The 24,639-nt window shown below is 68.0% G+C and carries 19 protein-coding genes; 6 read left to right on the forward strand and 13 right to left on the reverse strand.

Features of this window, described 5'->3' with window-relative positions:
- Positions 1-475: 475 nt before the first annotated feature.
- Complete coding sequence (locus ACFPJ1_RS27585; protein ID WP_380108269.1) at positions 476-1,873, forward strand: mycothione reductase; 1,398 nt, start codon at positions 476-478, stop codon at positions 1,871-1,873.
- A 9-nt stretch (positions 1,874-1,882) separates the two neighbouring features.
- Here ACFPJ1_RS27585 and ACFPJ1_RS27590 read toward each other — a convergent pair whose 3' ends face one another.
- On the reverse strand, positions 1,883-3,367 hold the full coding sequence (locus ACFPJ1_RS27590) for an LLM class flavin-dependent oxidoreductase (RefSeq protein WP_380108270.1): 1,485 nt from the start codon (positions 3,365-3,367) through the stop codon (positions 1,883-1,885).
- Positions 3,368-3,784: 417 nt separating this feature from the next.
- Here ACFPJ1_RS27590 and thpR point away from each other — a divergent pair, with 417 nt between their 5' ends.
- The 4 genes from thpR to efeB are packed head-to-tail and all read left to right on the forward strand — an operon-like array spanning position 3,785 to position 7,681.
- Positions 3,785-4,348 (forward strand): RNA 2',3'-cyclic phosphodiesterase, encoded by a 564-nt coding sequence (gene thpR / locus ACFPJ1_RS27595; RefSeq protein WP_380108271.1) that lies wholly within the window; start codon positions 3,785-3,787, stop codon positions 4,346-4,348.
- A 43-nt stretch (positions 4,349-4,391) separates the two neighbouring features.
- Positions 4,392-5,243 (forward strand): iron uptake transporter permease EfeU, encoded by an 852-nt coding sequence (efeU, locus tag ACFPJ1_RS27600; RefSeq protein WP_380108272.1) that lies wholly within the window; start codon positions 4,392-4,394, stop codon positions 5,241-5,243.
- Positions 5,244-5,276: 33 nt separating this feature from the next.
- Positions 5,277-6,419, forward strand: a complete 1,143-nt coding sequence (gene efeO, locus ACFPJ1_RS27605; RefSeq protein ID WP_380108273.1) for an iron uptake system protein EfeO — start codon at positions 5,277-5,279, stop codon at positions 6,417-6,419.
- Complete coding sequence (gene efeB, locus ACFPJ1_RS27610) at positions 6,416-7,681, forward strand: iron uptake transporter deferrochelatase/peroxidase subunit (RefSeq protein ID WP_380108274.1); 1,266 nt, start codon at positions 6,416-6,418, stop codon at positions 7,679-7,681. Before efeO ends, efeB begins: the two co-directional genes overlap by 4 nt.
- Positions 7,682-7,742: 61 nt before the next feature.
- Here the strand turns inward: efeB and trpC are convergent, their stop codons facing one another.
- From trpC to ACFPJ1_RS27635, 5 genes are all read right to left on the reverse strand, one after another.
- Positions 7,743-8,519 (reverse strand): indole-3-glycerol phosphate synthase TrpC, encoded by a 777-nt coding sequence (trpC, locus tag ACFPJ1_RS27615; RefSeq protein ID WP_380108276.1) that lies wholly within the window; start codon positions 8,517-8,519, stop codon positions 7,743-7,745.
- A 140-nt stretch (positions 8,520-8,659) separates the two neighbouring features.
- Positions 8,660-9,499: a carbohydrate ABC transporter permease gene (locus ACFPJ1_RS27620; RefSeq protein ID WP_380108278.1), complete on the reverse strand. Its 840-nt coding sequence runs from the start codon at positions 9,497-9,499 to the stop codon at positions 8,660-8,662.
- Positions 9,492-10,475, reverse strand: a complete 984-nt coding sequence (locus ACFPJ1_RS27625; protein ID WP_380108280.1) for a carbohydrate ABC transporter permease — start codon at positions 10,473-10,475, stop codon at positions 9,492-9,494. Before ACFPJ1_RS27625 ends, ACFPJ1_RS27620 begins: the two co-directional genes overlap by 8 nt.
- Positions 10,476-10,559: 84 nt before the next feature.
- Positions 10,560-11,879, reverse strand: a complete 1,320-nt coding sequence (locus tag ACFPJ1_RS27630; RefSeq protein WP_380108281.1) for an ABC transporter substrate-binding protein — start codon at positions 11,877-11,879, stop codon at positions 10,560-10,562.
- Between the two features lie 233 nt (positions 11,880-12,112).
- Positions 12,113-13,207, reverse strand: coding sequence for a LacI family DNA-binding transcriptional regulator (locus ACFPJ1_RS27635; RefSeq protein WP_380108282.1), 1,095 nt, complete (start codon positions 13,205-13,207; stop codon positions 12,113-12,115).
- 97 nt (positions 13,208-13,304) lie between these two features.
- Here ACFPJ1_RS27635 and ACFPJ1_RS27640 point away from each other — a divergent pair, with 97 nt between their 5' ends.
- Positions 13,305-15,074, forward strand: coding sequence for an acyltransferase (locus ACFPJ1_RS27640; protein WP_380108284.1), 1,770 nt, complete (start codon positions 13,305-13,307; stop codon positions 15,072-15,074).
- Between the two features lie 150 nt (positions 15,075-15,224).
- Here ACFPJ1_RS27640 and ACFPJ1_RS27645 read toward each other — a convergent pair whose 3' ends face one another.
- The 7 genes from ACFPJ1_RS27645 to ACFPJ1_RS27675 all read right to left on the reverse strand — a co-directional run bounded on the left by ACFPJ1_RS27645 (position 15,225) and on the right by ACFPJ1_RS27675 (position 24,636).
- Positions 15,225-17,810, reverse strand: coding sequence for a hypothetical protein (locus ACFPJ1_RS27645; protein WP_380108285.1), 2,586 nt, complete (start codon positions 17,808-17,810; stop codon positions 15,225-15,227).
- A gap of 22 nt (positions 17,811-17,832) precedes the next feature.
- Positions 17,833-19,155 carry an ABC transporter substrate-binding protein gene (locus ACFPJ1_RS27650; protein WP_380108287.1) on the reverse strand — a complete coding sequence of 441 codons (1,323 nt, stop codon included), beginning with the start codon at positions 19,153-19,155 and terminating at the stop codon, positions 17,833-17,835.
- 18 nt (positions 19,156-19,173) lie between these two features.
- Complete coding sequence (locus ACFPJ1_RS27655; protein WP_380108288.1) at positions 19,174-20,040, reverse strand: carbohydrate ABC transporter permease; 867 nt, start codon at positions 20,038-20,040, stop codon at positions 19,174-19,176.
- Positions 20,040-20,900: a carbohydrate ABC transporter permease gene (locus tag ACFPJ1_RS27660; protein ID WP_380108290.1), complete on the reverse strand. Its 861-nt coding sequence runs from the start codon at positions 20,898-20,900 to the stop codon at positions 20,040-20,042. The genes ACFPJ1_RS27655 and ACFPJ1_RS27660 overlap by 1 nt, the downstream gene beginning before the upstream one ends.
- A 234-nt stretch (positions 20,901-21,134) precedes the next feature.
- Positions 21,135-22,178 (reverse strand): mandelate racemase/muconate lactonizing enzyme family protein, encoded by a 1,044-nt coding sequence (locus ACFPJ1_RS27665; protein WP_380108292.1) that lies wholly within the window; start codon positions 22,176-22,178, stop codon positions 21,135-21,137.
- Positions 22,179-22,180: 2 nt separating this feature from the next.
- Positions 22,181-23,497 (reverse strand): ABC transporter substrate-binding protein, encoded by a 1,317-nt coding sequence (locus tag ACFPJ1_RS27670; RefSeq protein ID WP_380108294.1) that lies wholly within the window; start codon positions 23,495-23,497, stop codon positions 22,181-22,183.
- A 56-nt stretch (positions 23,498-23,553) separates the two neighbouring features.
- Positions 23,554-24,636, reverse strand: a complete 1,083-nt coding sequence (locus tag ACFPJ1_RS27675) for a mandelate racemase/muconate lactonizing enzyme family protein (protein WP_380108295.1) — start codon at positions 24,634-24,636, stop codon at positions 23,554-23,556.
- Between the last annotated feature and the right edge of the window lie 3 nt (positions 24,637-24,639).

Consider the following 24,639-nt stretch of genomic DNA (forward strand, 5'->3'; position numbering starts at 1 on the left):
TCTTTCCAACACCACCCGACCCCAGCCAGGACCTACCCAGGCGCGTCACCCAAAAAGCAACAGGCTCTCCAGGTCCCCACACGGTGTCCGAGGTCCCCGCAACCGCACCGCCACCGGCTGGCGCACCCCCGAGAAGGTGTCCGCGGTCCCCACAACTGCACGGCACGGCGGCCGCCGCCGGATCCGGGCCGGGCGGCGGGCTCTCGGTAGCGGGTCGTTCGGCCGCTGGCGTCTTACAAGCCGCCAGCCATCGAACAGCCCGCCAGCGGATCCCGAAACGAGCCACGAGCGGCCGAACAACCCGCCAGCCGGCTGACGACCCGCCAGTGGTCGAACAAGCCGCCGGCGCCAGCCCCCTAATCGGCACAACCACCACCCATCAGGGCGAAACCCAGCCCGGAAGCCCTTGTACCGACCGACAGGCCCGCCAGGTGGCCCCGAGCCGCCTGGTTGGTGTCGGCGGTCACAATGGGGTGTGACCCACTTTGACCTGGTAGTGGTCGGAACCGGCTCCGGCAACACGATCGTGACCAAGCAGTTCGCCGACTGGAAGGTGGCGATCGTCGAGCGCGGCACGTTCGGTGGGACCTGCCTGAACGTCGGCTGCATCCCGACCAAGATGTTCGTGCACACCGCCGATCTGGCCGCGGTACCGTCCGGGAGTTCCCGGTTCGGGGTGGACGAGCAGCTGACCGGGGTGCACTGGCCGGAGATCCGCGATCGCATCTTCCACCGGATCGACCCGATCTCCGCGAGCGGCGAGGAGTACCGGCTGCATCACGCGAACAACGTGAACGTCAGCCTCTACCACGGCACCGGGCGGTTCACCGCCGAGGGCGAGCTGACCGTGACGTCGGCGGACGGCGAGCAGACCGAGGTGCTGACCGCGGACAAGTTCGTGCTCGCCGCGGGGAGCCGGCCGATCGTGCCCTTCATCCCGGGGCTCGAGGAGGTCGGCTTCCACACCTCCGAGACGATCATGCGGATGGAGCAGCTGCCCCGCCGGCTCGGGATCATCGGCAGCGGGTTCGTCGCGGCCGAACTGGCGCACGTCTTCTCCTCGCTCGGCGTCGAGGTGACGGTCATCGGCCGCTCCGACCTGATGCTGCGGCACGAGGACCGGGAGGTCGCGGTCCGCTACACCGAAATCGCCAAGGAGCGGTACAACGTCCGGCTCTATCACGACACCGTCCGGGTGAAGGGGCGCGACGACGGGATCGCGCTGGAGATGCTCAGCCCGCAGGGTTCCGACGAGCTCATTGTCGACGAGTTGCTGGTCGCCGTCGGGCGGACGCCGAACTCAGATGTGCTGAACGTCGGAGCCGCCGGTGTCGAGCTGACGGAGGACGGCCGGGTCATCGTCGACGAGTTCCAGGAGACGGCGGCCGAGGGGATCTACGCGCTCGGCGACCTCTGTTCGCCGTACCAGCTCAAGCATGTCGCCAACCACGAGGCACGGGTGGTCAAGCACAACCTGCTCCACCCGGAGGACCGGATCGAGGCCGACCACCGGTACGTCCCGCACGCGGTCTTCGGCTCGCCGCAGGTGGCGTCCGTCGGGCTGACCGAGGAGGAGGCGATCGAGCAGGGCGTCCGGTACGTCGTCGGCCGCGAGGCGTACGCCGACATCGCCTACGGCTGGGCGATGGAGAACACCACCGGTTTCGCCAAGGTCCTCGCGGATCCCGACACCGGCCTGCTGCTCGGCTGCCACGTGATCGGCCCGCAGGCGGCGACCGTGATCCAGCCCGTCATCCAGGCGATGAGCTTCGGCCTCGACGCCCACACGATGGCCCGCGGCCAGTACTGGATCCACCCGGCGATGCCCGAGCTGATCGAGAACGCCCTGCTGAACCTGAAGCTCAAGGGCTAGCGTCAGGGCCTAGCGGAACGCGGTGATGACCTCGGCCATCGTGTCGATCGGGCTGAGGTCGTCGTCGAGGTCGGGCAGGCTCAGCATCACCTCGGCCGCGCCGGCTTCGGCCAGCTCACGGAACCGGCCGATCTGGTCGGCGATCGTGCCGGCGTTGACGGTCGCGGCATACCGGGCCGGGTCCTGGTTGCGTGGTCTCAGCCGGTCGACCAGTGCGTTGACCTGCTGGTGGTCCTTGCCGACGAGCGTGGTCGACAGGTGGGTGAGCCTTGGTGGTTGCTTGCCTGCTTCCGTGTGCGCCTTCAGGTACTCCGCCTTCTGCCGCACCTTGACCGCATCCCCGAAGACGTTCGCGGCGTCGGCGTACCGGGCGGCCAGCCGGAGCGTACGCTCGCCGCTGCCGCCGAGCAGGATCGGCAACGGGTCTTGCAGTGGTCGTGGGTAGCAGGCCGTCTCCGGTACGTCGAGAACCTTGCCGCGCCAGGGTTTGTTGCCCGGGCCCCAGAGCACCGGGAGCAGTTGGAGCGCGTCCTCGAGCAGGGCGTAGCGATCGCTGACTGACGGAAAGTCCCAGCCGTACGCGTCGTGCTCGGCCTTGAACCAGGCGAGCCCGAGCCCGCAGACCGCGCGGCCGCCACTCAGTACGTCGAGGGTGGCCGCGATCTTTCCGAGGTGGGCGACGTTGCGGTAGGTGATGCCGGTGACGAGGGTGCCGAGTTTCACGCGCTCGGTGCAGGCCGCGAGATAGGCGAGCGTGGTCCAGCTCTCCAGGAAGTCCTCCCAGGCGCGCCCGACCTGCGGGATCTGCCGGAAGTGGTCCATCACGTAGATCGCGTCGAACCCGGCGGCCTCGGCACTGGTGGCGACCTGCCTGATCCACTCACCCGTGGTCTTGCGCCCCGCTTTGTGCGTGTAGCTGCTCAACTGCAGCCCGAACTGGAGTCTTGCCGGCGCTGCCTGCTGCCGCTGCACCGCCTGCTCTGCTTGGACGAACGCCTCCGGTACTACGCGAACTGTCCGCGGCGCGAGGATCTCGTCGTACCCTTCGTCGGGCAGTTCCTTCTTCACCCGGCCCCAGGTCTTCAGCTGCGCGGTGAGCACGTCGGCCGGGATCCGCTTCGTCCGCTCGCGATTCCTCCGCCGGCACTCGGCAGCCGGTGTGTCGAAAGCCACCGCCACACAGGGAATCCCGTGCTCCCTTGCCAACCACAACCAATTGAGCCGCCGCTCCCGATCCAGCCCCAACGTGTCGATCACGGTGGTCAGCCGCCGCCCGATCCGTTGCCTCACCACCTCTTCCAGCAACGCGAACGCATCAGCACTGGCCGCCAGATCGTCCTCCCCGGCCCCCACCAATGCCCGCAGCCGATCACTCGACACCACCAACTCAGGCGCGAACGCTTCGGCTGCCCACGTCGACTTCCCCGAAGCCCCGGGCCCCACCAACACCACCACGCACGGCGAAGGCAGATTCCGCCCACCGACATCACCCATACCTCAGTCTCCCCCGATCTCCAGCACATACCAGTCCCGCGGATCCTCGAACTGCAGCCACAGACGGTTGTCCCGGCAGACCCGGTTGCGCGCCCAGCCCGGAGGAGGCGAACCATCGGGTATCACCATCGGGTGCGTTGCCCAGGCGAGGAGCCACGATGGACGCCTCGTCGAAGTAGCTGATCCAGATTCCACCGGACCGGTCGGTCAGCATTTGCTCGATCGCGTCCCCGGCGTTGAACGACACCCTGGTCGAGCCGTCGGGACCGACCACCCGCGCGTTGTGCTCAGGTGTTCCGCTCTGCCGGTTGCGCGCGTCGACCAGGACGAAACCCACCACCAAGTGCGTCGATCAGCCGATCATCACTGCCCGGTCACCGGCGTAAAGCTGGTTGCCGGGGGAATTAGGGTTGGTGGATGCGATTGTTTGTGGCGGTGGTGCCGCCGGTGGAGGTTGTGGAGCATCTGAGCGAGTTCGTGGAGCCGCGGCGGGCTCATCGCGATGACGACATCCGGTGGGCGGCGGACGAGAACTGGCACATCACGCTGGCGTTCCTGGGGGATGTTCCGGAGTACAAGACCGATGATCTGGCCGAGCGGCTCGAGGTGGCGGCCGAGCGGCAGAAGCCGTTCGACCTGCAACTGGCCGGGGCCGGCGCGTTCCCGTCGGTGGCGGACGCGCGGGTGGTGTGGACCGGGGTGCGGGACGAGAGCGAGGCCCTGCCTCACCTGGCGATGACGACGCGTTCGGCGGCGAACAAGGCGGGCGTGACCGTGGACGGGCGGAAGTTCACCCCGCACCTCACGCTGGCCAGGACGCGGCAGCCGATCGACGTGGTGAAGTGGGTCCGGGTGCTGGACGAGTACCGCGGCCCGGCGTGGACTGCGGAAAGTATCGAGTTGATCTCATCGCGTCTCGGCGAGGGGCCGAGCCACGGTGCGGCTTACGACACAGTGGGCGAATGGGAGTTCTTAGGTTAACCTTCGGAAGGTTAGCCGTACCTAACGCCCAGGAGTCTCCGCCATGCTCGCCAACTACCTGATCGGTCTCCGAGAAGGCCTTGAGGCATCGCTGGTGGTCAGCATCCTCGCCACCTTCCTGGTCAAGTCGGGCCATCGTGACCGGCTCAAACTGGTCTGGATCGGTGTCGGCGCGGCCGTCGCCGTAGCAGTGGCCGGCTGGGCCCTGCTGCAGTTCATCACCTCGCTCACGGCCAAGTCGTTCACCACCCAGGAGACGATCGGCGGGGTGATGTCGATCATCGCGGTCGGCTTCGTCACCTGGATGATCTTCTGGATGCGCAAGGCCTCCCGCGGCATCGCGCGGGAGTTGCGCGACCGGATGGGGCACGCGCTCGAGATCGGCACCCGCGCGGTGGTCCTGCTGGCCTTCCTCGCGGTCTTCCGGGAAGGCATCGAGACGGCGTTCATCGTCTACGCCTCGGCGGCGACCGCGACCACCGCGACCCCGTTCATCGGCGTACTGCTCGGCCTGGCCACCTCGGTGGTGCTCGGCGTGCTGATCTACCGCGGCGCGGTCAAGGTCAACCTCGCGGTCTTCTTCAAGTGGACCGGCGCGGTCCTGATCCTGGTCGCGGCCGGCATCTTCGCCTACGGCTTCCACGACCTGCAGGAGGCGAACATCCTGCCCGGCCTGGAGAACCTGGCCTTCGACATCTCGCACGTGATCCCGCCGGACAGCTGGTACGGCGTCCTGCTGAAGGGGATCTTCAACTTCAACCCGGCCCCGACCGTCGTCGAGGCGGTCGCCTGGCTGGCGTACCTCGTGCCGGTCCTGGTGCTCTACTTCCGGCCGCTCAAGCCCACCACGCCGCCGTCCGCGGTAGCCGCCGAAGCCCGAACCGAAGCGGCCTGAACCACCCCCTCACCCGTCCAGGAGACACCTCGCATGATCACCATCACGGCCCGCCGGGCCACCGCAGCCGGCGCGGTACTGCTGCTGGCCGGTCTGACCGGTTGTGCCGACGAGAAGCCGGCCGCGGCACCCGGTGACACCAGCGGCCCGGTCTCGGTCAAGGCGACCGACTCCGAGTGCTCGCTGAGCCGCACGGACGTCAAGTCCGGCACCAGCACCTTCTCCGTCGCCAACGGCGGCAGCAAGGTCACCGAGTTCTACGTGTACGCCGAGGGCGACCGGGTGATGGGCGAGGTCGAGAACATCGGCCCCGGCCTGAAGCGCGACCTGATCGTGGAACTGCCGACCGGCAAGTACCAGGCGGTCTGCAAGCCGGGCATGATCGGCGACGGCATCCGCGGCGACCTGAACGTCACCGGTGACGCCCCCGCGCAGGTGGACGAGGACACCGCGCTGAAGCAGGCCACCGAGAGCTACCAGCGCTACGTGAACTCCCAGGCGGTCGCGCTGGAGCAGAAGACCACCGAGTTCGTCCATGCGGTCAAGGCCGGCGACATCGCCAAGGCCAAGGAACTGTTCCCGGTCTCCCGCACCTACTGGGAGCGGATCGAGCCGGTCGCGGAGTCGTTCGGCGACCTCGACCCGAAGATCGACGCGCGCGTCAACGACGTCGAGGCGGGCACCGAGTGGACCGGCTACCACCGGATCGAGCAGGCGCTGTGGGAGAAGAACACCACCGCGGGCATGGCGAAGTACGCCGACCAGTTGCTGGTGGACGTGAAGACGGTGGTCGCCAAGGCCAAGGTCGTGAAGCTCAACCCGCTGCAGCTCGCCAACGGCGCGAAGGAACTGCTGGACGAGGTCGCGACCGGCAAGATCACCGGTGAGGAGGACCGCTACTCGCACACCGACCTGTGGGACTTCCAGGCCAACGTCGAGGGCTCGCAGGCCGCGATCCAGGCGCTCCGCCCGGCCCTGCAGCAGCGTGACGCGGCCCTGGTCACCACGCTGGACACGAACTTCAAGGCAGTCTTCGCGGCGGTCGACAAGTACCGCGTCGGCGACGGCTTCAAGCCCTACCAGCCGACCGATGCCGAGCGCAAGGAACTCGGCACGGTGGTGGACGCGCTGGCCGAGCCGGTCAGCAAGGTCGCCGCAGTGGTCGCGCAGAAATGACCGAACGCAAAGGCATCTCCCGTCGCGGCCTGCTGGGCGCGGCGGGAGCGGCCGTGGCCACCGGCGTCGCGGGGTACGCCGCTCACTCCGCACTCGCGGGCGAGGAGTCCCAGGCCGCGGACAACACCGGACCGGTCGAGTTCCACGGCCGGCATCAGGCCGGGATCGTCACCCCGGCCCAGGACCGGCTGCACTTCGCCACCTTCGACGTGACCGCGAACAAGCGGGACGCGGTCGTCTCCCTGCTGAAGGAGTGGACCGCCGCGGCCGCGCTGATGACCGCGGGCCGCGACATCGGCCAGTACGGCGCGGTGAACGGTCCGGCCGAGGCGCCTCCGGAGGACACCGGCGAGGCTGTCGGCCTGCCGCCGGCCCGGCTGACCCTCACGATCGGCTTCGGGCCGAGCTTCTTCGCCGATGCCAAGGGCAACGACCGGTTCGGGATCAGGGCGAAGCGGCCGGGCGCGCTGGTCGACCTGCCGCACTTCATCGGCGACAACCTCGATCCCAACCGCAGCGGCGGTGACATCGCGATCCAGGCGTGTTCGGACGACCCGCAGGTCGCGGTGCACGCGATCCGCAACCTGGCCCGGATCGGCTTCGGCACCACCTCCGTGCGCTACTCCCAGCTCGGCTTCGGCCGCACGTCGTCCACCTCGCGGGCGCAGAGCACGCCGCGCAACCTGTTCGGCTTCAAGGACGGCACGAACAACCTCAAGCTGGAGGACACCGACAAGCTCGAGCAGCAGTTGTGGGTGCAGCCTGAGGACGGGCCGGACTGGATGGTCGGCGGCTCGTATCTGGTCTCCCGGCGGATCCGGATGACCATCGAGACCTGGGACCGTACGTCGCTCAGCGAGCAGGAGGCGATCGTCGGCCGCGGCAAGGGCACCGGCGCCCCGCTCGGCAAGGCGGACGAGTTCGACCTGATCGACTTCGAGGCGAAGAACTCCGAGGGCGAGCCCAAGGTCGCCAAGGAAGCGCACATCCGGCTGGCCCACCCGCAGTTCAACAACGGCGCGGAGTTGCTCCGCCGGGGCTACAACTTCGTCGACGGCTCGGACGGACTCGGCCGCCTCGACGCCGGGCTGTTCTTCCTCGCCTACCAGCGGGACCCGCGCAAGCAGTTCATCCCGATCCAGACGCAGCTCGCCCGATCGGACGTGATGAACGAGTACATCCGCCACGTCGGCTCCGGCATCTTCGCCTGCCCCGGCGGCGTCCCGGCCGGCTCCTTCTGGGGCGAGAAGCTCTTCGCCTGACCAGTTGTGCCTGACAATCCCCAGCTGCTGAGTGGCAGCAGGGGATGGTCGGACACGTGCCCTAGGCCGAGCGGAATCTCCGGATCGAGTCAGTCGGGTCACCGGACTTGACCAGCGCCTCGCCGACCAGGACCACGTCGGCACCCCACTCGCGGTACTGCGTGACGTCCTCCGGCTCGTTGACCCCCGACTCGGCGACGCGAATCCGGTCGGTCGGGATCTGCGGCGCGAGCTTCCCGAAGACGGCCGGGTCGACCCGCAGCGTCGTCAGGTCACGAGCGTTGATCCCCAGCACCTGAGCGCCGGTGCCGATCGCGCGCTCGAGCTCTTCCCCGGTGTGGGACTCGACCAGCGGCGTGAGGCCGAGTTCACCGCACCGGCCGACCAGGTCGGTGAGCAGGGCGTCGTCGAGCGAGACGACCATCAGCAGGGCGAGGTCGGCGCCGAACGCCCGGGCCTCCCACAGCTGGTACTCCTCGACGATGAAGTCCTTGCGCAGTACCGGCACCGACACGCGCTCACGGACCGCCGCGAGATCAGCAAGCGATCCGCCGAACCGCCGCCGCTCGGTCAGCACGCTAATCGCCGCGGCCCCACCGTCGGCGTACTGCGCGGCGAGCCCGGCCGGGTCGGGGATGTCGGCCAGATCACCCTTGCTCGGACTCCGGCGTTTGACCTCGGCAATGATCGACACCCCGTCGGCGCGGAAGCCCGGCAACGGATCCAGAGCCGGGGGCAGCTCGGCGACCCGTGCCTTCAGTTCGGCCAGCGGAACCTGCCGCTGTCGCTCGGCCAGGTCCTCGCGGACCCCTTCCAGAATGCCGTCCAGCACGCTCACTTCGGTTCCTCCGTGGGTGGTCTCCACCTCCCACCGTACGACGGTGCTCCAGGCAACCGGTCCGGGAAGCGCGGCACAAACTCGTCGCGCCCCGCCCAGGCTGACCTGGACGGGGCGCGGACGGCGTATCGGCGTACTGGCTACTTCACGGCTCCGGCGGTGACGCCGGCGACGAAGTGGCGCTGGGCCAGGAGGAAGCCGATGACGACCGGGACGCTGACCACCAGGGCGGCGGCCATGATCTGGTTCCAGTAGACGTTGGTCTGAGTGGAGTACTGCCTCAGGCCCACGGACAACGTCCGGTTGGCCTCCGTGGTCATCACCGAGGCGAACAGGACCTCACCCCAGGCCGTCATGAACGAGTAGATCGCCACCGCGATGACGCCCGGGCGCGCGGCCGGGAGGACGACCCGCCACAGTGCGCCCATCGGTCCGCAGCCGTCGACCAGGGCGGCCTCGTCCAGCTCGCGCGGGATGCTGTCGAAGTACCCGGCCAGCATCCAGATCGAGAACGGCAGGCTGAAGGTCAGGTAGGTGATGATCAGCCCGAGCCGGGTGCCGACCAGTTGCACCCCGATGGAGTTGTTGATGTTCACGAAGATCAGGAACAGCGGCAACAGGAACAGCACGCCCGGGAACATCTGCGTCGACAGCACCGTGGTGCTGAACACGGTCCGGCCGCGGAACCGGAACCGGGAGACCGCGAAGGCCGCCAGGATCGCGATCGCCACCGAGAAGACCGTCGCGACCACCGAGACGATGGTGCTGTTGACGAAGTAGCGGGCCAGCGGCACCGTCTGCCACATGTCCACGAACGGTTCCAGCGTGAGGTTCGACGGCCACCAGGTGAAGGCGCCCTGCACGTCGCTCAGCGGCTTCAGGGACGAGGTCGCCATCACGTAGAGCGGGACGAGCACGAACAGACCGAGCACGGTGAGCACGACGGCCCGGTAGATCTTGAAGCCCTTGGTGTCACGCACGACGAGACCTCCGGCCGGTGATGAGCAGATAGGCGCCGGTGACGATCATCAGGAAGATCAGCAGCAGCACGGACATCGCCGCGCCGGACCCGAAGTTCCAGGTCAGGAAGGACGCGTTGTAGATGTGGAAGGTGATCAGGTCACCCGCGGGCGGTTGCGCCGTACCGAACAGCACGTACGGCGTGTTGAAGTCGCTGAAGGTCCACAGGAACAGCACCAGCACGAGCACCAGGTTGACCGGGCGCAGCGATGGCAGGGTGATGTTGCGCCACTGCCGGATCGCGCCGGCGCCGTCCACCGAGGCCGCCTCGTACACGTCGCGCGGGATGCTCTGCAGGCCGGCCATCAAGGTCAGGAAGGCGAACGGCCACAGCTTCCACAACGCGACGGTGATCAGGGAGACCAGCGCGTTGCCGCCGATCAGCCAGAACGGCCGGTCAGAGACCAGGCCGAGGTTGTCGACCAGCAGGTGGTTCACCGCGCCGGTGTCGCGCTGGAGCATGAAGTTCCAGGTCAGGATGCCGGCGTACGCGGGCAGCGCGTAGGGGACCAGGAAGAGCGTCCGGACCAGGGCGCGTCCCTTGAACGGCGGCTGCAGCGCGACGGCCGCGGCCATCCCGAGACCCCAGGCCAGCGCCAGCGTGATCAGGGAGAAGGCGACGGTGACGCCGAACGACTTCAGCAGGCCCTCGCCGACGGCGTTGTCGAAGTCGAGGGCGACCCGGTAGTTGTCGAAGCCTGCCCACGGGGCGGCGGACCAGTTCGCGATGAAGAACTTGGTCAGTTTCACGAAGCTCATCCAGATCCCGACGAGCATCGGGATGATGTGGATCAGCAGTTCCAGCAGTACCGCGGGGGCGAGCAGCAGATAGGGCAGTTTCCGGCTCAGCCCGGGCCGATGGTCCGGCCCTCGCTTCTTCTTCGCCCGTGGCTCGGGCGCCGCCGCGGCGGGGGCCTTTTCTGTGGCGACGGACATCCGGTCGCCTCCTGTCTTGTGGATCGCTGGGTAGACGGCTACGAGGGTGGCCCGGGCTGGACACCCCGGGCCACCGTTCGTGTGTCAGCTACTCGCCGCCACCTGATCCTCAGCGGTCTTCAGCGCCGTCTTCACGTCGTCGGCGGTGACCGTGCCGCCGGTCGCGATCTTGGCGAACAGGCCGTTCATCGCCTTGCCGACGGTGCTCTCGAACTGGTCCTCGGCCGGCACCAGCGGCAGCGGCTTGGACTTGGTGTTGTAGACGTCGGCGAAGGTCGCCGCCTCGGCCGCGTCCGTGGTGAACACCGGCTTGGCGTCCTTCAGTACCGGCAGCGAGGCGAACGGCTTACCCAGCGTGGTCTGGGTGGTCGCGTCCGTCATGTACTTGACGAACTTCAGCGCCGCGTCCTTGTTCTTGGTGTTCTTGAAGATCGACAGGTTGATGCCGGCCACGTGGCTGGCCACCGGCTCGCCACCGGACGGAGCCGGGAACGGCACGACGCCGTACTCGCCGGCCTTCATGCCGTTGGCAACGATCGAGGAGTCGGCGTTGTTCTGGTTGATCACCATCGCGACCTTCTTGGTGGCGAAGTCGTTCACCGACTTGGTGCCGTTGTCGTACTGCGCGTTCGACGGGTTGGCGACCTTGTCCTTCTGCATCAGGTCGAGGTACCGCAGCACACCCTGCACGTTGCCGTCACCGGTGAAGGTCGGCTTGCCGTCGGCGTCGAACCAGTCGGCCTTGTTCTGCGCGGCGTTGATGAACGCGAAGTGCACGTTCTCGGTGTAGCTGCCGGCCGCCAGCGCCATGCCCCACTGCTTCTTCGCGGGGTTGGTCAGCTTCTGCGCGGCGGTGACCATCTCTTCCCAGGTCTTCGGCGGCTGCAGGCCGGCCGCGGCGAACATCGCCTTGTTGTAGTACAGGCCGTAGGCCAGACCGTAGAGCGGGACGGACGTCGGGTCGGTGCCCTCCTTGCCGCCGGTCGCCAGGGCCGTCGGCACGAACTTGTCCTTGCCCCCGATCGCGTTCATCGCGTCACCGTCGAACGGCAGGAACGCGTCGGTCGCCTGAAGCGACGCGGCCCAGGTGTTGCCGATGTTCACCACGTCCGGCGCCTGGCCGGAGGTGATCGCGGTCTGGATGCGGGTCTGCAGGTCGTTCCAGCCGATCACTTCCAGGTTGACCTTCACGCCGGTCTCCTGGGTGAACTTCTCCAGCACCGGGGTCAGGACCTGCTTGTCGTTGTCCAGGCTGGTGCCCTGGTTGCTGGCCCAGTAGGTCAGCGTCGCATCTCCTCCACCACCGCCGTTGGAGCTGTCGCCGGAGTCGTTGCCGCCACACGCGGCCAGGCTGACTCCGAGGGCGGACACCGCTACCGCGGCTACAAGCGAACGCAGTCTCACGTCGGACTCCCTCGTCCTGTCGAGCCTCCGGCAGGGAGCGGAGGCGGATCGGGCCAATAGTGGCCTAACCGGTTAAGTATGGGAACCCGAACCGGTTCAGTTGGGTCTGGTTCGTTACTGCTCCGTGACCTGTACCGCTGGCAGTTGCAGGTTATCCGCGCATTGCGAACACCCTCGCGCACGTTCGCACACGGTTGTCTTGCGACTCCATGTCAAGACCTGCTGACGCAGGGTCAGCCCGTACTGCGGTGCGCAGCGGCCGAGGAGTCCCGGACCCGCAGTATGCCGGGGGGTGTCTCCCAGTGCAGGCCGGCCTCGCCCGCGGCGATCCGGAACAGCAGGTCCGCCGCCATCCGGCCGCGCTCCATCGTCTGCTGGTCGACCGCGGTGATGCCCGGGTTGGCCAGCTCGCACAGCGGGGAGTCGTCCCAGGCCACGATGGTCAGCTCGTCCGGCACGACCGTGCCCAGCTCCGCAGCCACCCGCACCGCGGCGACCGCCATCAGGTCGTTGCCGAGGACGAGCGCCGTCGGCCGGTTCTTCCCGCTGAGCACCTTGCGGGTCATCTCCGCGCCGTCCTCGTACCGGTAGCTGCCCTCGTGGTGCGTCACCCGGATCCCGCGCTGCCGGCCGCGTTCGGCGAACAGCTGGACCCGGAGTTGCTCGTGCACGAAGGTGAACGGTCCGCTGACGTGCGCGACCTCCTGGTGCCCGAGCTCGGCCAGATGGTCCAGCAGCATCGTCACGGTCTGCTCGGGCGAACTGATCAGCCGGCCGACGCCGTCGTCCGGCGCGTTCGAGCTCACCACGACGCAGGGGACGCCCAGCTCCTTGAGGGCTGGGATGCGGGGGTCGTCGTTGTGCTCGTCGAACAGGATGAACCCGTCCACCCGGCCCTGCCGACTCCAGCGCCGCAGTACGTCCAGATCCTCGCCGTGCTCGCCGGTCAGCCGGAGCAGCAGGGACGAGTCGACCTCGTTCAAGTACTGCTCGATGCCGACCAGTGTCCGCATGTAGAACGCCTCGGTGGAGATCAGCGCGGGGTCGCGGGCGATCACGATGCCGATCGTCCGGGTCCGGCTCGCGGACAGCGCGACGGCCGCCGAGTTCGGGTGGAAGCCGAGCTCCTCGGCCAGCTGCAGGACGCGTTGCCGGGTCTCCTCGCTGACCCCGGACCGGCCGTTCAGCGCGTACGAGACGGAGGCCTTCGAGATGTCGAGACGGCGCGCGAGATCGCTGATCGTGACTCGCTGCGTCCGGCGCACACCAGTGCTCGCCGGACCGTCGGAGACGGTCTCGCCGCCGTCCAAGGATCCGGGTGTCGTCATCTGTCGCTCCCACCCCGCATGGGCCGAACGTTAGCAGCGCAATTCCGCGACAAGCCGCCACGTGCGTCCGGTCCCGAGTCTCGGATAGCGTTATCCAATGACCTCACCTGGCTCGGACCACGCCGTACGCCGACTCGATTTCCTGCCCTGGGAGTACGCCCGGCGCGGGACCGCCGCCGACCGCGAGAGGCAGGCCGAGCGGCATCGGCAGCTCGCGGCGACCGGCAAGGTCGACCTCGCCGCGGACGTGTACGTCGCGGAGTCGGCGGCGGTGTTCTGCGCCGAGCTCCGGATGGGGGAGCGGTCGTACATCGCGGCCCACGCGTACGTCACCGGCGAGATCAGCCTGGGGTCGGACTCGACGATCAACCCGTTCTCGGTGGTCCGCGGCCGGATCACCATCGGCGACGGAGTCCGGATCGGCGCGCACACCTCGATTCTCGCGTTCAACCACGGCACGGCGGTGACCGAGGAGCCGATGTTCCGCCAGCCACACACCTCGCTCGGGATCACCGTCGGCGACGACGTCTGGATCGGCTCGAACGTGCTGGTCCTGGACGGCGTCACGATCGGCGCCCACAGCATCGTCGGCGCCGGCGCGGTGGTCACCAAGGACGTCGACGAGTGGTCCGTCGTGGCCGGCAACCCGGCCCGCAAACTCCGCGACCGCCGCGCGCCGCGCCCGACTGCCGAGTCCACCACGACCCCCGTGCCGGATGCCGCCCAGGTGACCGTGGCGGTCGCCGACCCGCCGGAGCGCACCATCGCCGCAGCCGCCCGCGACCTGCCGGACCGGGCGGCCGCCTTCGCCTCCAGGGCTCGTGAGCAGGTTGATGAGCTGCTGCGGCGGTGCTGGGACGGGGAGCGGTTCGTCGACCGGCCGGGGATCGAGCAGGAGCCCGCGATCCGCCCGTGGTGCGACGCGATCGAGATCGCCGACCTGCTGCTCCGCCGCGCCCCCGAGGGCCACACGCGCGACGACCTGGTACGCCGTCTCCGCGCGCGGCAGGACCCGCAGACCGGGTTGGTGGCCCCTGGTGACCTGTCGGACCGGGGCCTGGAGCAACCGTTCGACGCGGCCGGACTGTCGGTCCTCGAAGGCCCGGCCAGCTACCACGTCCTCTGCGCCGGCTACGCCCTCCAGGTGCTCGATAGTTGCTTCGAGCACCCGATTTTCCTCGACCTCCCGCCGGCCGAGCTCGAACGCCGGCTGGACGGATTGCCGTGGGCAAGGAATGCCTGGGGAGCAGGTGCCGGAATAGATGCCCTCGGCACCGCGGTGGCGCGAAACCTCAACAATTACAGGGATACCGGCTCCGGTCCGCTGTTCACCCTGATGGGTTGGCTGACGGCCAGGGTCGATCGGGAGAGTGGGATGTGGGGTCAGCCGGATCCTGACCAAGGCTGGCTCCAGGTGGTCAACGGGTTCTACCGGCTGACCCGTGGAACCTATGCGCAGTTCGGTCTCCCGCTGCCCTACCCGGAGGCGGCCGTACGGACCCTGCTGGCCCATGCGGAGGATCGGCGGGTGTTCAGCGGTGGTGGGTTCAACGCCTGCAACGTGCTCGATGTGATTCACCCTCTCTGGCTCGCGGGCAAGCAGACGGACTTCGGCCGGGCCGAGGGTCGTCGGTGGGCCGAGGCGCAGCTCGCGGAGATCCTCGGCCGCTGGGTGGACGGTGCGGGCTTCGCGTTCGCTCCGGACGGCGGCGACGACCGGGCGATCCCCGGGCTGCAGGGGACGGAGATGTGGCTGGCGATCATCTGGCTGCTGACCGACTACCTCGGCTTCTCCGACGTTCTCGCCTACCGCCCCCGCGGCGTCCACCGCCCCGAACCCCTGGTCGCCCTCCCCGGCCTCAGCTGATCCGGCCTGGGCGGAACCGGCCTGGGCTGGGCCGTCCGGCCGGGGGTCCACTAGCCTGGGCCAGTGGACCCCCGGACCCGACGGCTCGTCACCTCGCTCGTACTAGCGGCTCTCGTCGCCATCGTCGTGATCGCCGCCATCGTGCGCTGATCAGCTCCCGGTCGACCTGATCGTGAGGTAGGGCTGGTTCGACAGATCCGCCGCGAGCCCCGGATACAGCGCCTGGCCACCACTGCTGTGCCGAACGGAGAAGAAGTACATCAGCGGGTACGTCGAGGCCGTGTACTCCCCGTCGATGGTGCCCGAGAACAGCCCGCCGATCTCCTCCAGCGGCACTGACCGCCAGGCCGCGGACTGATCCACATGCCGGTAGTGCAGCGTGCCGCCGACCACATCGGGCCCCAGAGCCTCCAACCCGAGGGTGAGCGGCTCGCCCCGAGTGAAGGCCTCCGGGACGGAATGAGCCACACCTGCCTCGCCGGGCCGCTCCGGCGCAGCTAGCAGCGAGGCAGCGGGTTCGTTGCCCGACGCCTCCCGCAACTCGTCGGCCAGCGCCGCCAGATCCTCGTCGATGGCCGGCACCCGGTCCGCCCAGTGCCCGTGCTCGGACGACTCGATCCCGAACCGCAGGTCCGGCTGGTACACCCCCTCGACGACACCCGGGATCTCCGCATAGGCGTAGCGGGCTTTCCGATAGTGACGCAGCGCGGACTCCAGCGACCCGGGGTCCTCGGTCGCGTGGAAGATCGAATAGTCCACGGCTGCCCGGAACTTGCCCGCGAAGTACCGGCCCATCCGGACCAGGACATCCAAGTCGATCAACGTGCGCTTCACCTGGGCGTCCGAGCCGTCCGCCAGAGCGCGAGCCCGCTCGAGCGCCTCGGCCCCGTCCGCGACCAACCGCTCGATCCAGGACGCCACCTCCAGCGGCGTGTACTTCGCGGACAGCTCGCGCGCGGCCAGCGCCCCGACGTACTCGTCGATGCCGTAGAAGGTGGTCGGGTCGAACGGACTGACGCCGCCCCAGTTCGCCGGCGGCTCGGTGTCACCCGCGTAGTGGTCCGAGTGCACCCGCGACGAGATCGGCAGGTTGAGGTACACCTCCGGCCAGTAGCCGTTGTTCGATCCGCCGACGCCGTGCACCACCGTCACCAAGGGCAGGATCCGGCTGAGGGAGCTGAGCGAGCGTTCCACCTCGCCCGAGGCAGCGCCGTACGTCGATCGCAACTGGCGGCGCCAGGTCTCGGGCTCGGTGTCCGGGTTGTAGAGCAGCCGTCCCCAGAGCAGGTAGCTGTACCGGTACTTCGTCCACTCGCGGTTGCCCGGCAGCCGGAGATCCTCGCGGATGTACGGGTCGCGGTGGCCGGGTTCACCGCTGCCCTTGCGTCCCTTGAAGAACAACGGCTCGCACAGGTCGACCCCGCGGGACCCGCCGAAGGTGGACAGCCGCCCGTACCCCGCCGCGATGGCGGGATCGCCCCAGAGCAACAGCTTCTGGGTGCCCGGCCAGACCCGGAACATCAGGTCGACGTTGCGATCCTCACGGAGGAAGTCGCCGTAGCCGTAGCGGGTGAAGCGCCGGGAGAACTCGGTGATCCCCTTCATCTCGTGCCCGGGCGGGATCGGCTTGGCGGTCTCCTTGGCCCGGATCGAGGCCTGGTGGTAGGGCAGCCCGACGTGCTCGGCCCAGTACTTCGCGGACAGCACCGGCGACAGGTTCGGCAGGTCCACCGCATCGAGCAGCGCCTGGTCGACGCCCTTCGCGTGCATGTCGATCTCGAGCGGCCGGCCGACCGAGTTCGCTCCCTCGAAGACCGACCGCCAGAAGATCTCGTGCTTGTCGTCGGGGATCCCGCCCTCGTAGTGCACCCGGAAGGTGAGCCCGTCGATGTCCGGGCACTCCGTGAGCAGCCTGGCGATCCCGGCCCCGGAGTACGCCGCGTGGTTGTCGGGTCCGACCCCGGTGATCGGGAACCGGTGGACGGAGTCGCGGCCGTAGTCGTAGGCGTGGTTCCACAGCCCGAGCTGGAACTTCAGGCCGCGGCGCTTGGTCTCGGCGGCGATGAACCGCAGCGTCTCCAGGTTGCGCTTCTGCTCGGCGCCGTCGACACCCTCCGCCGCCACCTCGTAGCCGTCGACGTCGAAGAGGAACGGGTAGACGAAGCAGAGGTAGTTGTCGGTGGCACCATGCCGGTCGGCGCCGTAGTTGTACTGCATCCCGAGCGCGAGGTGGAAGCGGTTGAACCGGGCCGAGGCCAGCGCGGTCAAGTATTCGGTCCAGAACTCTCGGTCGTGGAACCAGGGAACGTCCTCGTCCACGCTGGAGAACGAGCGCACCAGACCGCGAACCGGGACAGCCGGACTCTCGGAGTACGTCGTCGTCGCGGCGAGCGTCTCCAGCGGCTCGGCCGCATGCGTGACCCGCTCGGCCAGTTCCAGTACGGCGTACACGAAGCCGGTCTGGTCGTTGCCTCCGACAATGATCCGGGATCCTTGCCCGACCACGGTGAAGGACTCGTCCCCGGTCGGGACGTCCACGCCGGACACCTCGTCGGGGGTGACCAGCTCGATCGTCAGGGAAGCGTCCCCCGGGTGGCCGATCGCGGCCGTGATCCCCTTCTCCGCAAGGCGTTGCGTAAGGGTTTCCACGGCCCAGGTCACGGGCGGTCCGGTGGTGATGGGGTTGTTCTCGTTACGCGTGACCAGCACGGTCGGCTGGTCCGCTGCTTCAGACATGTGGTTCCAATCCTGGTGGGGTCTACTTGCCGGCGAGGGTCTTGCGGGCGTCGGCCATGAACTTCGGCGCACCCTGCTTGATCGAGATCTTGCCGAAGGCGATGTCCTGGCTGGTCTTCAGCAGCAGGTCGGCGACCGCGGTCGAGGCGGCCGGTCCGGGCGGTGGGGGAGCGAAGGAATTCTTCAGGGCCAGGTCGGTGTAGGCGAGCACCTGCTTCTCGCTCGGCGACAGGTCGCTGCCCTTCAGCAGCACGTCCCGGCCCGCGGCCGACGCGGGCGGGCCGCTGATCAGCCGCAGCGTCTTCGCCGCCTCCTCTCCGTTGGTGAACCAGTCGATGAAGGCGGCAGCGTCATCGGCGCGCTTGCTCCGGGCGTTCAGCGAGAGGTAGCTGCTGGGTGCCGGGAAGGTCGGGCATTTGCCGCCCTTCGAGTAGCGCGGCGGCAGGGTGATGTCGATCGTGTTGTCGGTCAGATCCTGGAAGCCGCCCTTGAGGTTCGGCGTGTGGATGTGCCCGAGCGGCGCCTGCTTCTTCACCATCGGCAGCGTCGGCCAGTCGCCGTACGAGGCCTGCGCGGCGATCTCCGCCGGGATCGTGCCGCCGGTGGATCGCAGCGCCGCCCAGTACTCGAACCACTCGACCAGGGTGTCCTCGCCGAAAGCCAGATCTGCTTCCTTGTAGAGGTCCTCGCCCTTGCCCCGCAGGAACATCTGCAGTGACGGCGGATCGCCGCTCGGGTCCTCCGAGCCGTAGATCTTCTTGCCGGACTTCTGCCGGATCTCGTTACTCAGGGCGGCGTAGTCGTCCCAGGTCCAGGTCTCCTTCGGGTGCTCCAGCCCGAGGCGGTCGAGCACGGTCACGTCGTACCCGATGCTGTAGGCGCCCATCGCGACCGGGATGCCGAACTGCTCACCCTTGAGCTGCCCCTGGCTGAGCAGGTTCTTGTCGAACGGATTGGTGTCGATCGTGTCCGGCACGTACTTCTGCAAGGACTGCAGCGCCCCGGCAGCGCCGTACTGGCCGATCCGGGCGATGTCGATGTTGATCACGTCCGGCGCGTTGCCGCCGGCCATCTGGGTGGCGAGCTTGTCCCAGTACTCCGCGGTCGCGGTGCCCTCGAAGACCATCTTCACCTCCGGGTGGCCGGCGGTGTACTGGTCGGCGAGCTTGCTGCGCAGGCCGAGCTTGGTCGGGTCCCCGTAGCTGCTGAACCGGACCGAGTCCGCGGACGGTCCGCCGCCCGGGCCGATGTTGCAGGCGGACAGCAGGGGTGCGAGGACGGTGGCCGCGAGCCCGGCCTGGAGGAAGCGCCGGCGGCTGAAGTCTGTACTGCGGTCTGTGCTCATGAGGGATTTCCTTTCGCGCTAGCCCTTGAGGCCGGTCGTCGCGATGCCCTCGACGATCCGGCGCTGGGCGAGGAGGAACACGATGAAGGTCGGCATCAGTGAGAGCACCGACATGGCCAGCAGTTGCCCGTACGACGAGTCGCCGGTGGCGTCGACGAACCGGCGCAGGGCCACCGGGACGGTCTCGCTGGTGGGGTAGGACAGGTAGATCAGCTGGGCGAAGAAGTCGTTGTACGTCCAGATGAAGGTGAAGATCGTCGTGGTGATCAGCACCGGGCCCAGCAGCGGCAGGATGATCCGGCTGAAGATGCGGACCTTGCCGCAGCCGTCGATCATCGCGGCCTCGTCCAGTGTTCGCGGGATCGTCCGGATGAACTGGACCATCAAGAAGATGAAGAACGCGTCGGTGGCGAGGAACTTCGGCACCACCAGCGGCAGGTAGGTGTTCACCCAGCCGAGGTTGAAGAACAGCACGTACTGCGGGATCAGCAGCGCGTGGGCCGGCAGCATGATCGAGCCGAGCATGATGCCGAAGAACACCTTCTTGCCCCGGAACTCCAGCCGGGCGAACGCGTACGCCGTCAGCGTGCAGGCGAACACGTTGCCGGCCACCGCGAGCAACGCGATCACGGTGGAGTTGATGTAGAACCGGGTGAACGTGGGATCGGTCGCGGTCCACCCGGAGATGTAGTTGCGCGGGTCCAGCGAGGTGGGCAGCGGGTTGAGCTGGGAGAAGATGTCGGTCTCGTCCTTGAAGGATCCGCCCACCATCCAGATCAGCGGGTAGACCATCAGCAGCGCTCCGGCGATCAGCGCCAGGTGGGTGAGCCACCGCCGCCCGCGACGGCGACGCAGTACTGGGGTCGGAAGCGAGGTCGTGGTCATCAGCGGTCCTCGTAGTAGACCCAGCAGCGGGCGAACACGAAGTTGATCAAGGTGAAGCCCGCGATGATCAGCAGCAGCACCCAGGCCATCGCTGAGGCGTAGCCCATGTTCAGGTTCGTGAAACCCTGCTGGTACAGGTAAAGGGTGTAGAACAACGTGGAGTCCGACGGTCCGCCAGTGCCGCCGCTGACGATGAAGGCGGGCGTGAAGGCCTGGAACGCCTGGATGATCTGCAGCACCACGTTGAAGAAGATGATCGGGGTCAGCAGCGGCACAGTGACCGACCAGAACCGTCGCCACGCGTTCGCGCCGTCCACCGAGGCGGCGTCGTAGAGCTCCTGCGGGATCTGTTTGAGCCCGGCCAGGAAGATCACCATCGGCGAGCCGAACTGCCAGATGTTCAGCAGCACCAGGGTGTAGAGCGCCGTGTCCGGGTTGGAGATCCAGCTCCGGCCGGTGACGCCGAAGAAGGCCAGGAACCCGTTCAGCACGCCGTCGTCGTCGAACAGCTGACCCCAGATCACCGCGATCGCGACGCTGCCGCCGAGCAGCGAGGGGATGTAGTAGATCGACCGGTACCACGCCATCCCGCGCAACGGGCGGTTCAGCAGTACCGCGACCGCCAGCGCGAAGCCCAGCTGGAGTGGCACGGTCAGCGCCACGTAGATGAAGGTGACCTTCAGCGACTGGAGGAAACGCTGGTCGTCGGTGAACATCTTCACGTAGTTGCCGAACCCGGTCCACATCGGCGGCTGCAGCAGGTTGAACTTGGTGAACGACAGGTAGAGCGACCCGAGCAACGGGCCGGCCGTGAGCAGCAGCAGGCCGACGAACCACGGTGCCAGGAAGAGGTAGGCCACTCGATCGCTGCGTCTGCGGCGTCCGCGCCGCGGCTCGGTTCGGCGGTCTGGCCGGCGCTCGGCGGTGGGCCGATCGTCAACCAGAGCAGGGATTTCGGTACTGGCCGTCATGGCGGGCTCAGCTCGCGATGGTGCGCAACGGGGTCCGGTTCATGGGAGGGCTCCTCTTCTTCACCGATGTAGAAACTGGTCCGAAAATTGCCGGACCTCCAGGAGGAGGCCCGGCAGGGGTGGTCAGTGCCAGGACGAGAGACCGGGCTCCAGCGGCAGCGGGTAGCAGCCGTCCACGAGCTCGACCCGGCCGTCGGCCGGGAGGAGTCCGCTCTCGACGTAGATGGTGTTGGGCAGCGCCGCCAGCACGTGGATGTGGGCGCCGCCGCCGTGGGAGGCGTACGGAATGCCGAAGCCGGCCGCCATCAGGCCGATCTCCAGACAGTCGGTCAGACCACCGGCCCGGCGCAGGTCAGGCTGGATCACCCCGACGCCACCGCCGGCGATCAGGTCGCGGAACTGCGCCTGCCCGTAGCGGTTCTCGCCGGTGGCGATCGGGATGTCGAGCTTCTGCGCCAGCCGGATGTGCCCGTCGGTGTCGCCGGCCGGCAGCGGTTCCTCGAACCACCGGCAGTCGAGCTCCTCGTACACCCGACCGCGGCGCAGCGCCTCGTTGTACTCGAAGGCCTGGTTCGCGTCCACCATCAGCGGAGCGTCCGGGCCGATCACTGCCCGGACAGCCTTGATCCGTTGGACATCCTCGGTCAGCGGCCCGCCGCCGACCTTCATCTTCACACCGCGGAACCCCTGCTCCATCGCCTTCGCCGACACCGCCTCCAGCCCGGCCACGTCAAGCTCGAGCCAGCCGACCATCGCGTACGTCGGGATAGAGGTGCGCTGGGCTCCCAGCAGCTTCCAGACCGGCACCTGCAACGACTTGCCGAGCAGGTCCCACAGCGCCAGATCGATCGCCGAGATCGCGTACGACGAGAGGCCGACGGTGCCCTGGTAGTCGGTCAGCTTCTGCAGCTTGAGCCGGACCTGCCGGATCAGGGTGGGATCGTCCCCGGTGATCGCCGGAGCGAACTGGTCGGTGATGATCTTCGCGAGCACCGCGGGAGAGCTGTCCACCCGGCCGAAGTACGTGTCGCTGACGCCGGTGACGCCCTCGTCGGTCTCGATCACGACCCTGGTGTGGCCGTCGCGGTCGAGCAGTTGGAGCGCGTCCCGGACCGGGTGGGCCTTGGGTTTCGACACCACCTCGACACCGATGCCGGTGATCTTCATCGTCAGCCCTTCCCGGCCAGGACGTCTTCGACCTTCTGCTTGACGCTGCCGAGCGCCGCGGCCGCCGACTGCTTCCCGCTCCAGACGTCGTCGAGCACCGGCCGGTAGATGGTCCGGGCCCGCTCGATGTAGCGGCTGAAGTTCTCGTTGACCGCGTTGTCCAACGCCTCCGTCACCAGTGCAAGGTTGGCCGGGCCCTTGTCGTCCGGGACGAACAATGAGGACGAGCTCTTGGCGACCGGCATGAAGCCCCGGGACTCCGCCAGCAGCTTCGACGCGTCCGCCCCGGCGCAGTACTTGAGGAAGTCCCAGGCGGCGTCGGGATCCTTGGAGGTCTTCGGGACCGCCAGCACCGTCATGGTGTTGACCGTCTTGCGGACCTCCTTCATCGGCGGCGGGAAGATGTCCCACTTCACCTTCGCGTTGCTGCGCAGGTAGGGGATCCCGCTGGTCAGGGAGAGCAGCATGGCGACCTTGCCGGTGCCGAGCTGGGACAGCGCCCAGTTCGGGGTCTGCCGTCCCGCGGTGATGGTGGCGAAGTCCGGATGCACCTTGTGCACCAGGGAAAGGTCGGCCACCCACTGGACCGCCTCCGCCCCTTGCGGTTCGGCCAGCGTGAAGCGGGTGGTGTCCTTGGAGTAGATCCCGTCGCTGCCGTTGTTGACGGTCCAGACGGTCTCGAGCGACGTGTCCGGGAAGACCAGGGCGCCCCACCGCTCGCCGTTCGGCTTGGTCAGCTTCTTCGCGGCGTCGAGGAAGTCGTCCCAGGTCCAGCCGTTCGCGGCCCAGTCCTTCGGCGGCAGCGGTACGCCGGTCTCCTGGAAAGCGTCCACGTTGCAGTAGATGACGCCGGGGTTCGTCATGATCGGCCAGGCCGCGTGCGCGCCGTCCTGCTGCTTGGGGAAGTTGAACGCCACCGGGAAGTAGTCGTCGGGCTTGATGCCGTCCTTGTCCAGGTACGGCTTCAGGTCGAGCAGCGATCCTTCCGCGTGATACCCGGCGACGTAGTCGTCGTTGATCCGGATCACGGTCGGCGCCGCTCCGGACGCGAGCACGGTTCGGAGCTTGGTGTCGTAGTCGTCACCGGGAACCGACTGGATGTCGAGCTTCTTGCTCGCGCCCTTCGCCCAGTTCTCGGCCACCGTGTAGAGCGGGGAGCCGGAGGTGGTGTCCCAGGTGAGGAACGAGACGTCCCCACCGCCGCCACCACCGGCCGCGCTGTTGTTGCAGGCTGTGAGTGGGAGCCCGAGGGACGCGGCGCCCGTGGCGAGGCCGAGGCCTTTGAGCAACGACCTGCGGGAGACCTGGTTTGCCGTCATGGTCAGTCCTCTTCCGTACTTGTTCCGGGCTTGGTTCAGGGCGTGCGGGTAGTCCCTCAGTTGGTGCGGAGTTTCGCGACCGCGTCCTCGTCCAGCTCAACCCCCAGGCCGGGCAGCTCCCAGGGGGTGATGGTGCCGTTCACCGGCAGCAGCGGGTTCTGCCAGATCGGGGTGTCGTCGAGGATCGGGTTGTGCTCGATGTTGTACTCCTGCGGGTAGACGCAGGCCGGCGTACTGACCCAGAGGTGGGCGTGCGCCGAGGTGCCGACGGTCTGCTGGGTGTTGTGCACCGTGATCGGCTTCGTGTACGTGTCGGCGAGTACCGCGATCTTCTTGAACTCGGTGATGCCGCCGCACTTGATCACGTCGGGCTGCAGGATGTCGACCAGGCCGCGGGTGATCAGGTCGCGGAACTGCCAGATCGTGTACTCCTGCTCCCCGACGGCGATCGGGATGTCGACCGCGTCGGCCAGCCGCCCGTACGCCTCGTAGTCGTGTGCGGCCAGCGGTTCCTCGAAGTGCCAGACGCCCAGTTCCTCGAGCGCGTGCGCCATCTTGATCGCGGTGTGCTCGTAGTAGGCGTTGTTGACGTCGACCAGGATCGGGAAGTCGTTCCCGACCAGCTCACGGACCGCGGTCACCGTGGCGATCGTCTGGTCGAAGCCGTCGTCGTGCATCCACGGGGTGGAGGAGTGGATCTTGTAGCCGTGGAAGCCCTTCTCCTGAAAGGAAAGCGCCCGCTCGGCCTCTTCGTGCGGCGACATGCTCCGCGACATCGAGCTGGCATACACCGCCATGCTCTGCCGGTACTTCCCGCCCAGCAGCTTGTACGTCGGTAGGCCGGCCGCCTTGCCCAGCAGGTCCCACAGGGCGATGTCGATCCCCGCGATCGCGTTCAGTTGCGCGCCACCCGGCCCGAGCTTGTACGGCTTGGTGTAGAGCCGCCGCCACAGTCGCTCGATGTCGGTCGCCTCCTCACCTACCAGCAGCGGAGCCATCGCGTGCTCGACGATGCTGTGCGTCACCTGGGCGTTCATCGGGCTGATCTCGCCCACGCCGACCAGGCCCTCGTCGGTGTGCACCTTCACCAGGTGGAGCTTGTCGAGCAGGATGATCGACTCGATCTTCGTGATGCGCATGGG

The sequence above is a fragment of the Kribbella qitaiheensis genome, assembly GCF_042657745.1.
GTDB classification, from domain to species: domain Bacteria; phylum Actinomycetota; class Actinomycetes; order Propionibacteriales; family Kribbellaceae; genus Kribbella; species Kribbella qitaiheensis.

What these genes read in the sequence shown, in the direction of transcription:
- ACFPJ1_RS27650 (WP_380108287.1), bottom strand. Translation starts at nt 19,155, where the DNA reads ATGAGCACAGACCGCAGTACAGACTTCAGCCGCCGGCGCTTCCTCCAG.
- ACFPJ1_RS27655 (WP_380108288.1), bottom strand. Translation starts at nt 20,040, where the DNA reads ATGACCACGACCTCGCTTCCGACCCCAGTACTGCGTCGCCGTCGCGGG.
- ACFPJ1_RS27645 (WP_380108285.1), bottom strand. Translation starts at nt 17,810, where the DNA reads ATGTCTGAAGCAGCGGACCAGCCGACCGTGCTGGTCACGCGTAACGAG.
- efeO (WP_380108273.1), top strand. Translation starts at nt 5,277, where the DNA reads ATGATCACCATCACGGCCCGCCGGGCCACCGCAGCCGGCGCGGTACTG.
- efeB (WP_380108274.1), top strand. Translation starts at nt 6,416, where the DNA reads ATGACCGAACGCAAAGGCATCTCCCGTCGCGGCCTGCTGGGCGCGGCG.
- ACFPJ1_RS27670 (WP_380108294.1), bottom strand. Translation starts at nt 23,497, where the DNA reads ATGACGGCAAACCAGGTCTCCCGCAGGTCGTTGCTCAAAGGCCTCGGC.
- ACFPJ1_RS27665 (WP_380108292.1), bottom strand. Translation starts at nt 22,178, where the DNA reads ATGAAGATCACCGGCATCGGTGTCGAGGTGGTGTCGAAACCCAAGGCC.
- thpR (WP_380108271.1), top strand. Translation starts at nt 3,785, where the DNA reads ATGCGATTGTTTGTGGCGGTGGTGCCGCCGGTGGAGGTTGTGGAGCAT.
- ACFPJ1_RS27625 (WP_380108280.1), bottom strand. Translation starts at nt 10,475, where the DNA reads ATGTCCGTCGCCACAGAAAAGGCCCCCGCCGCGGCGGCGCCCGAGCCA.
- ACFPJ1_RS27635 (WP_380108282.1), bottom strand. Translation starts at nt 13,207, where the DNA reads ATGACGACACCCGGATCCTTGGACGGCGGCGAGACCGTCTCCGACGGT.
- ACFPJ1_RS27640 (WP_380108284.1), top strand. Translation starts at nt 13,305, where the DNA reads ATGACCTCACCTGGCTCGGACCACGCCGTACGCCGACTCGATTTCCTG.
- efeU (WP_380108272.1), top strand. Translation starts at nt 4,392, where the DNA reads ATGCTCGCCAACTACCTGATCGGTCTCCGAGAAGGCCTTGAGGCATCG.
- ACFPJ1_RS27675 (WP_380108295.1), bottom strand. Translation starts at nt 24,636, where the DNA reads ATGCGCATCACGAAGATCGAGTCGATCATCCTGCTCGACAAGCTCCAC.
- ACFPJ1_RS27590 (WP_380108270.1), bottom strand. Translation starts at nt 3,367, where the DNA reads ATGGGTGATGTCGGTGGGCGGAATCTGCCTTCGCCGTGCGTGGTGGTG.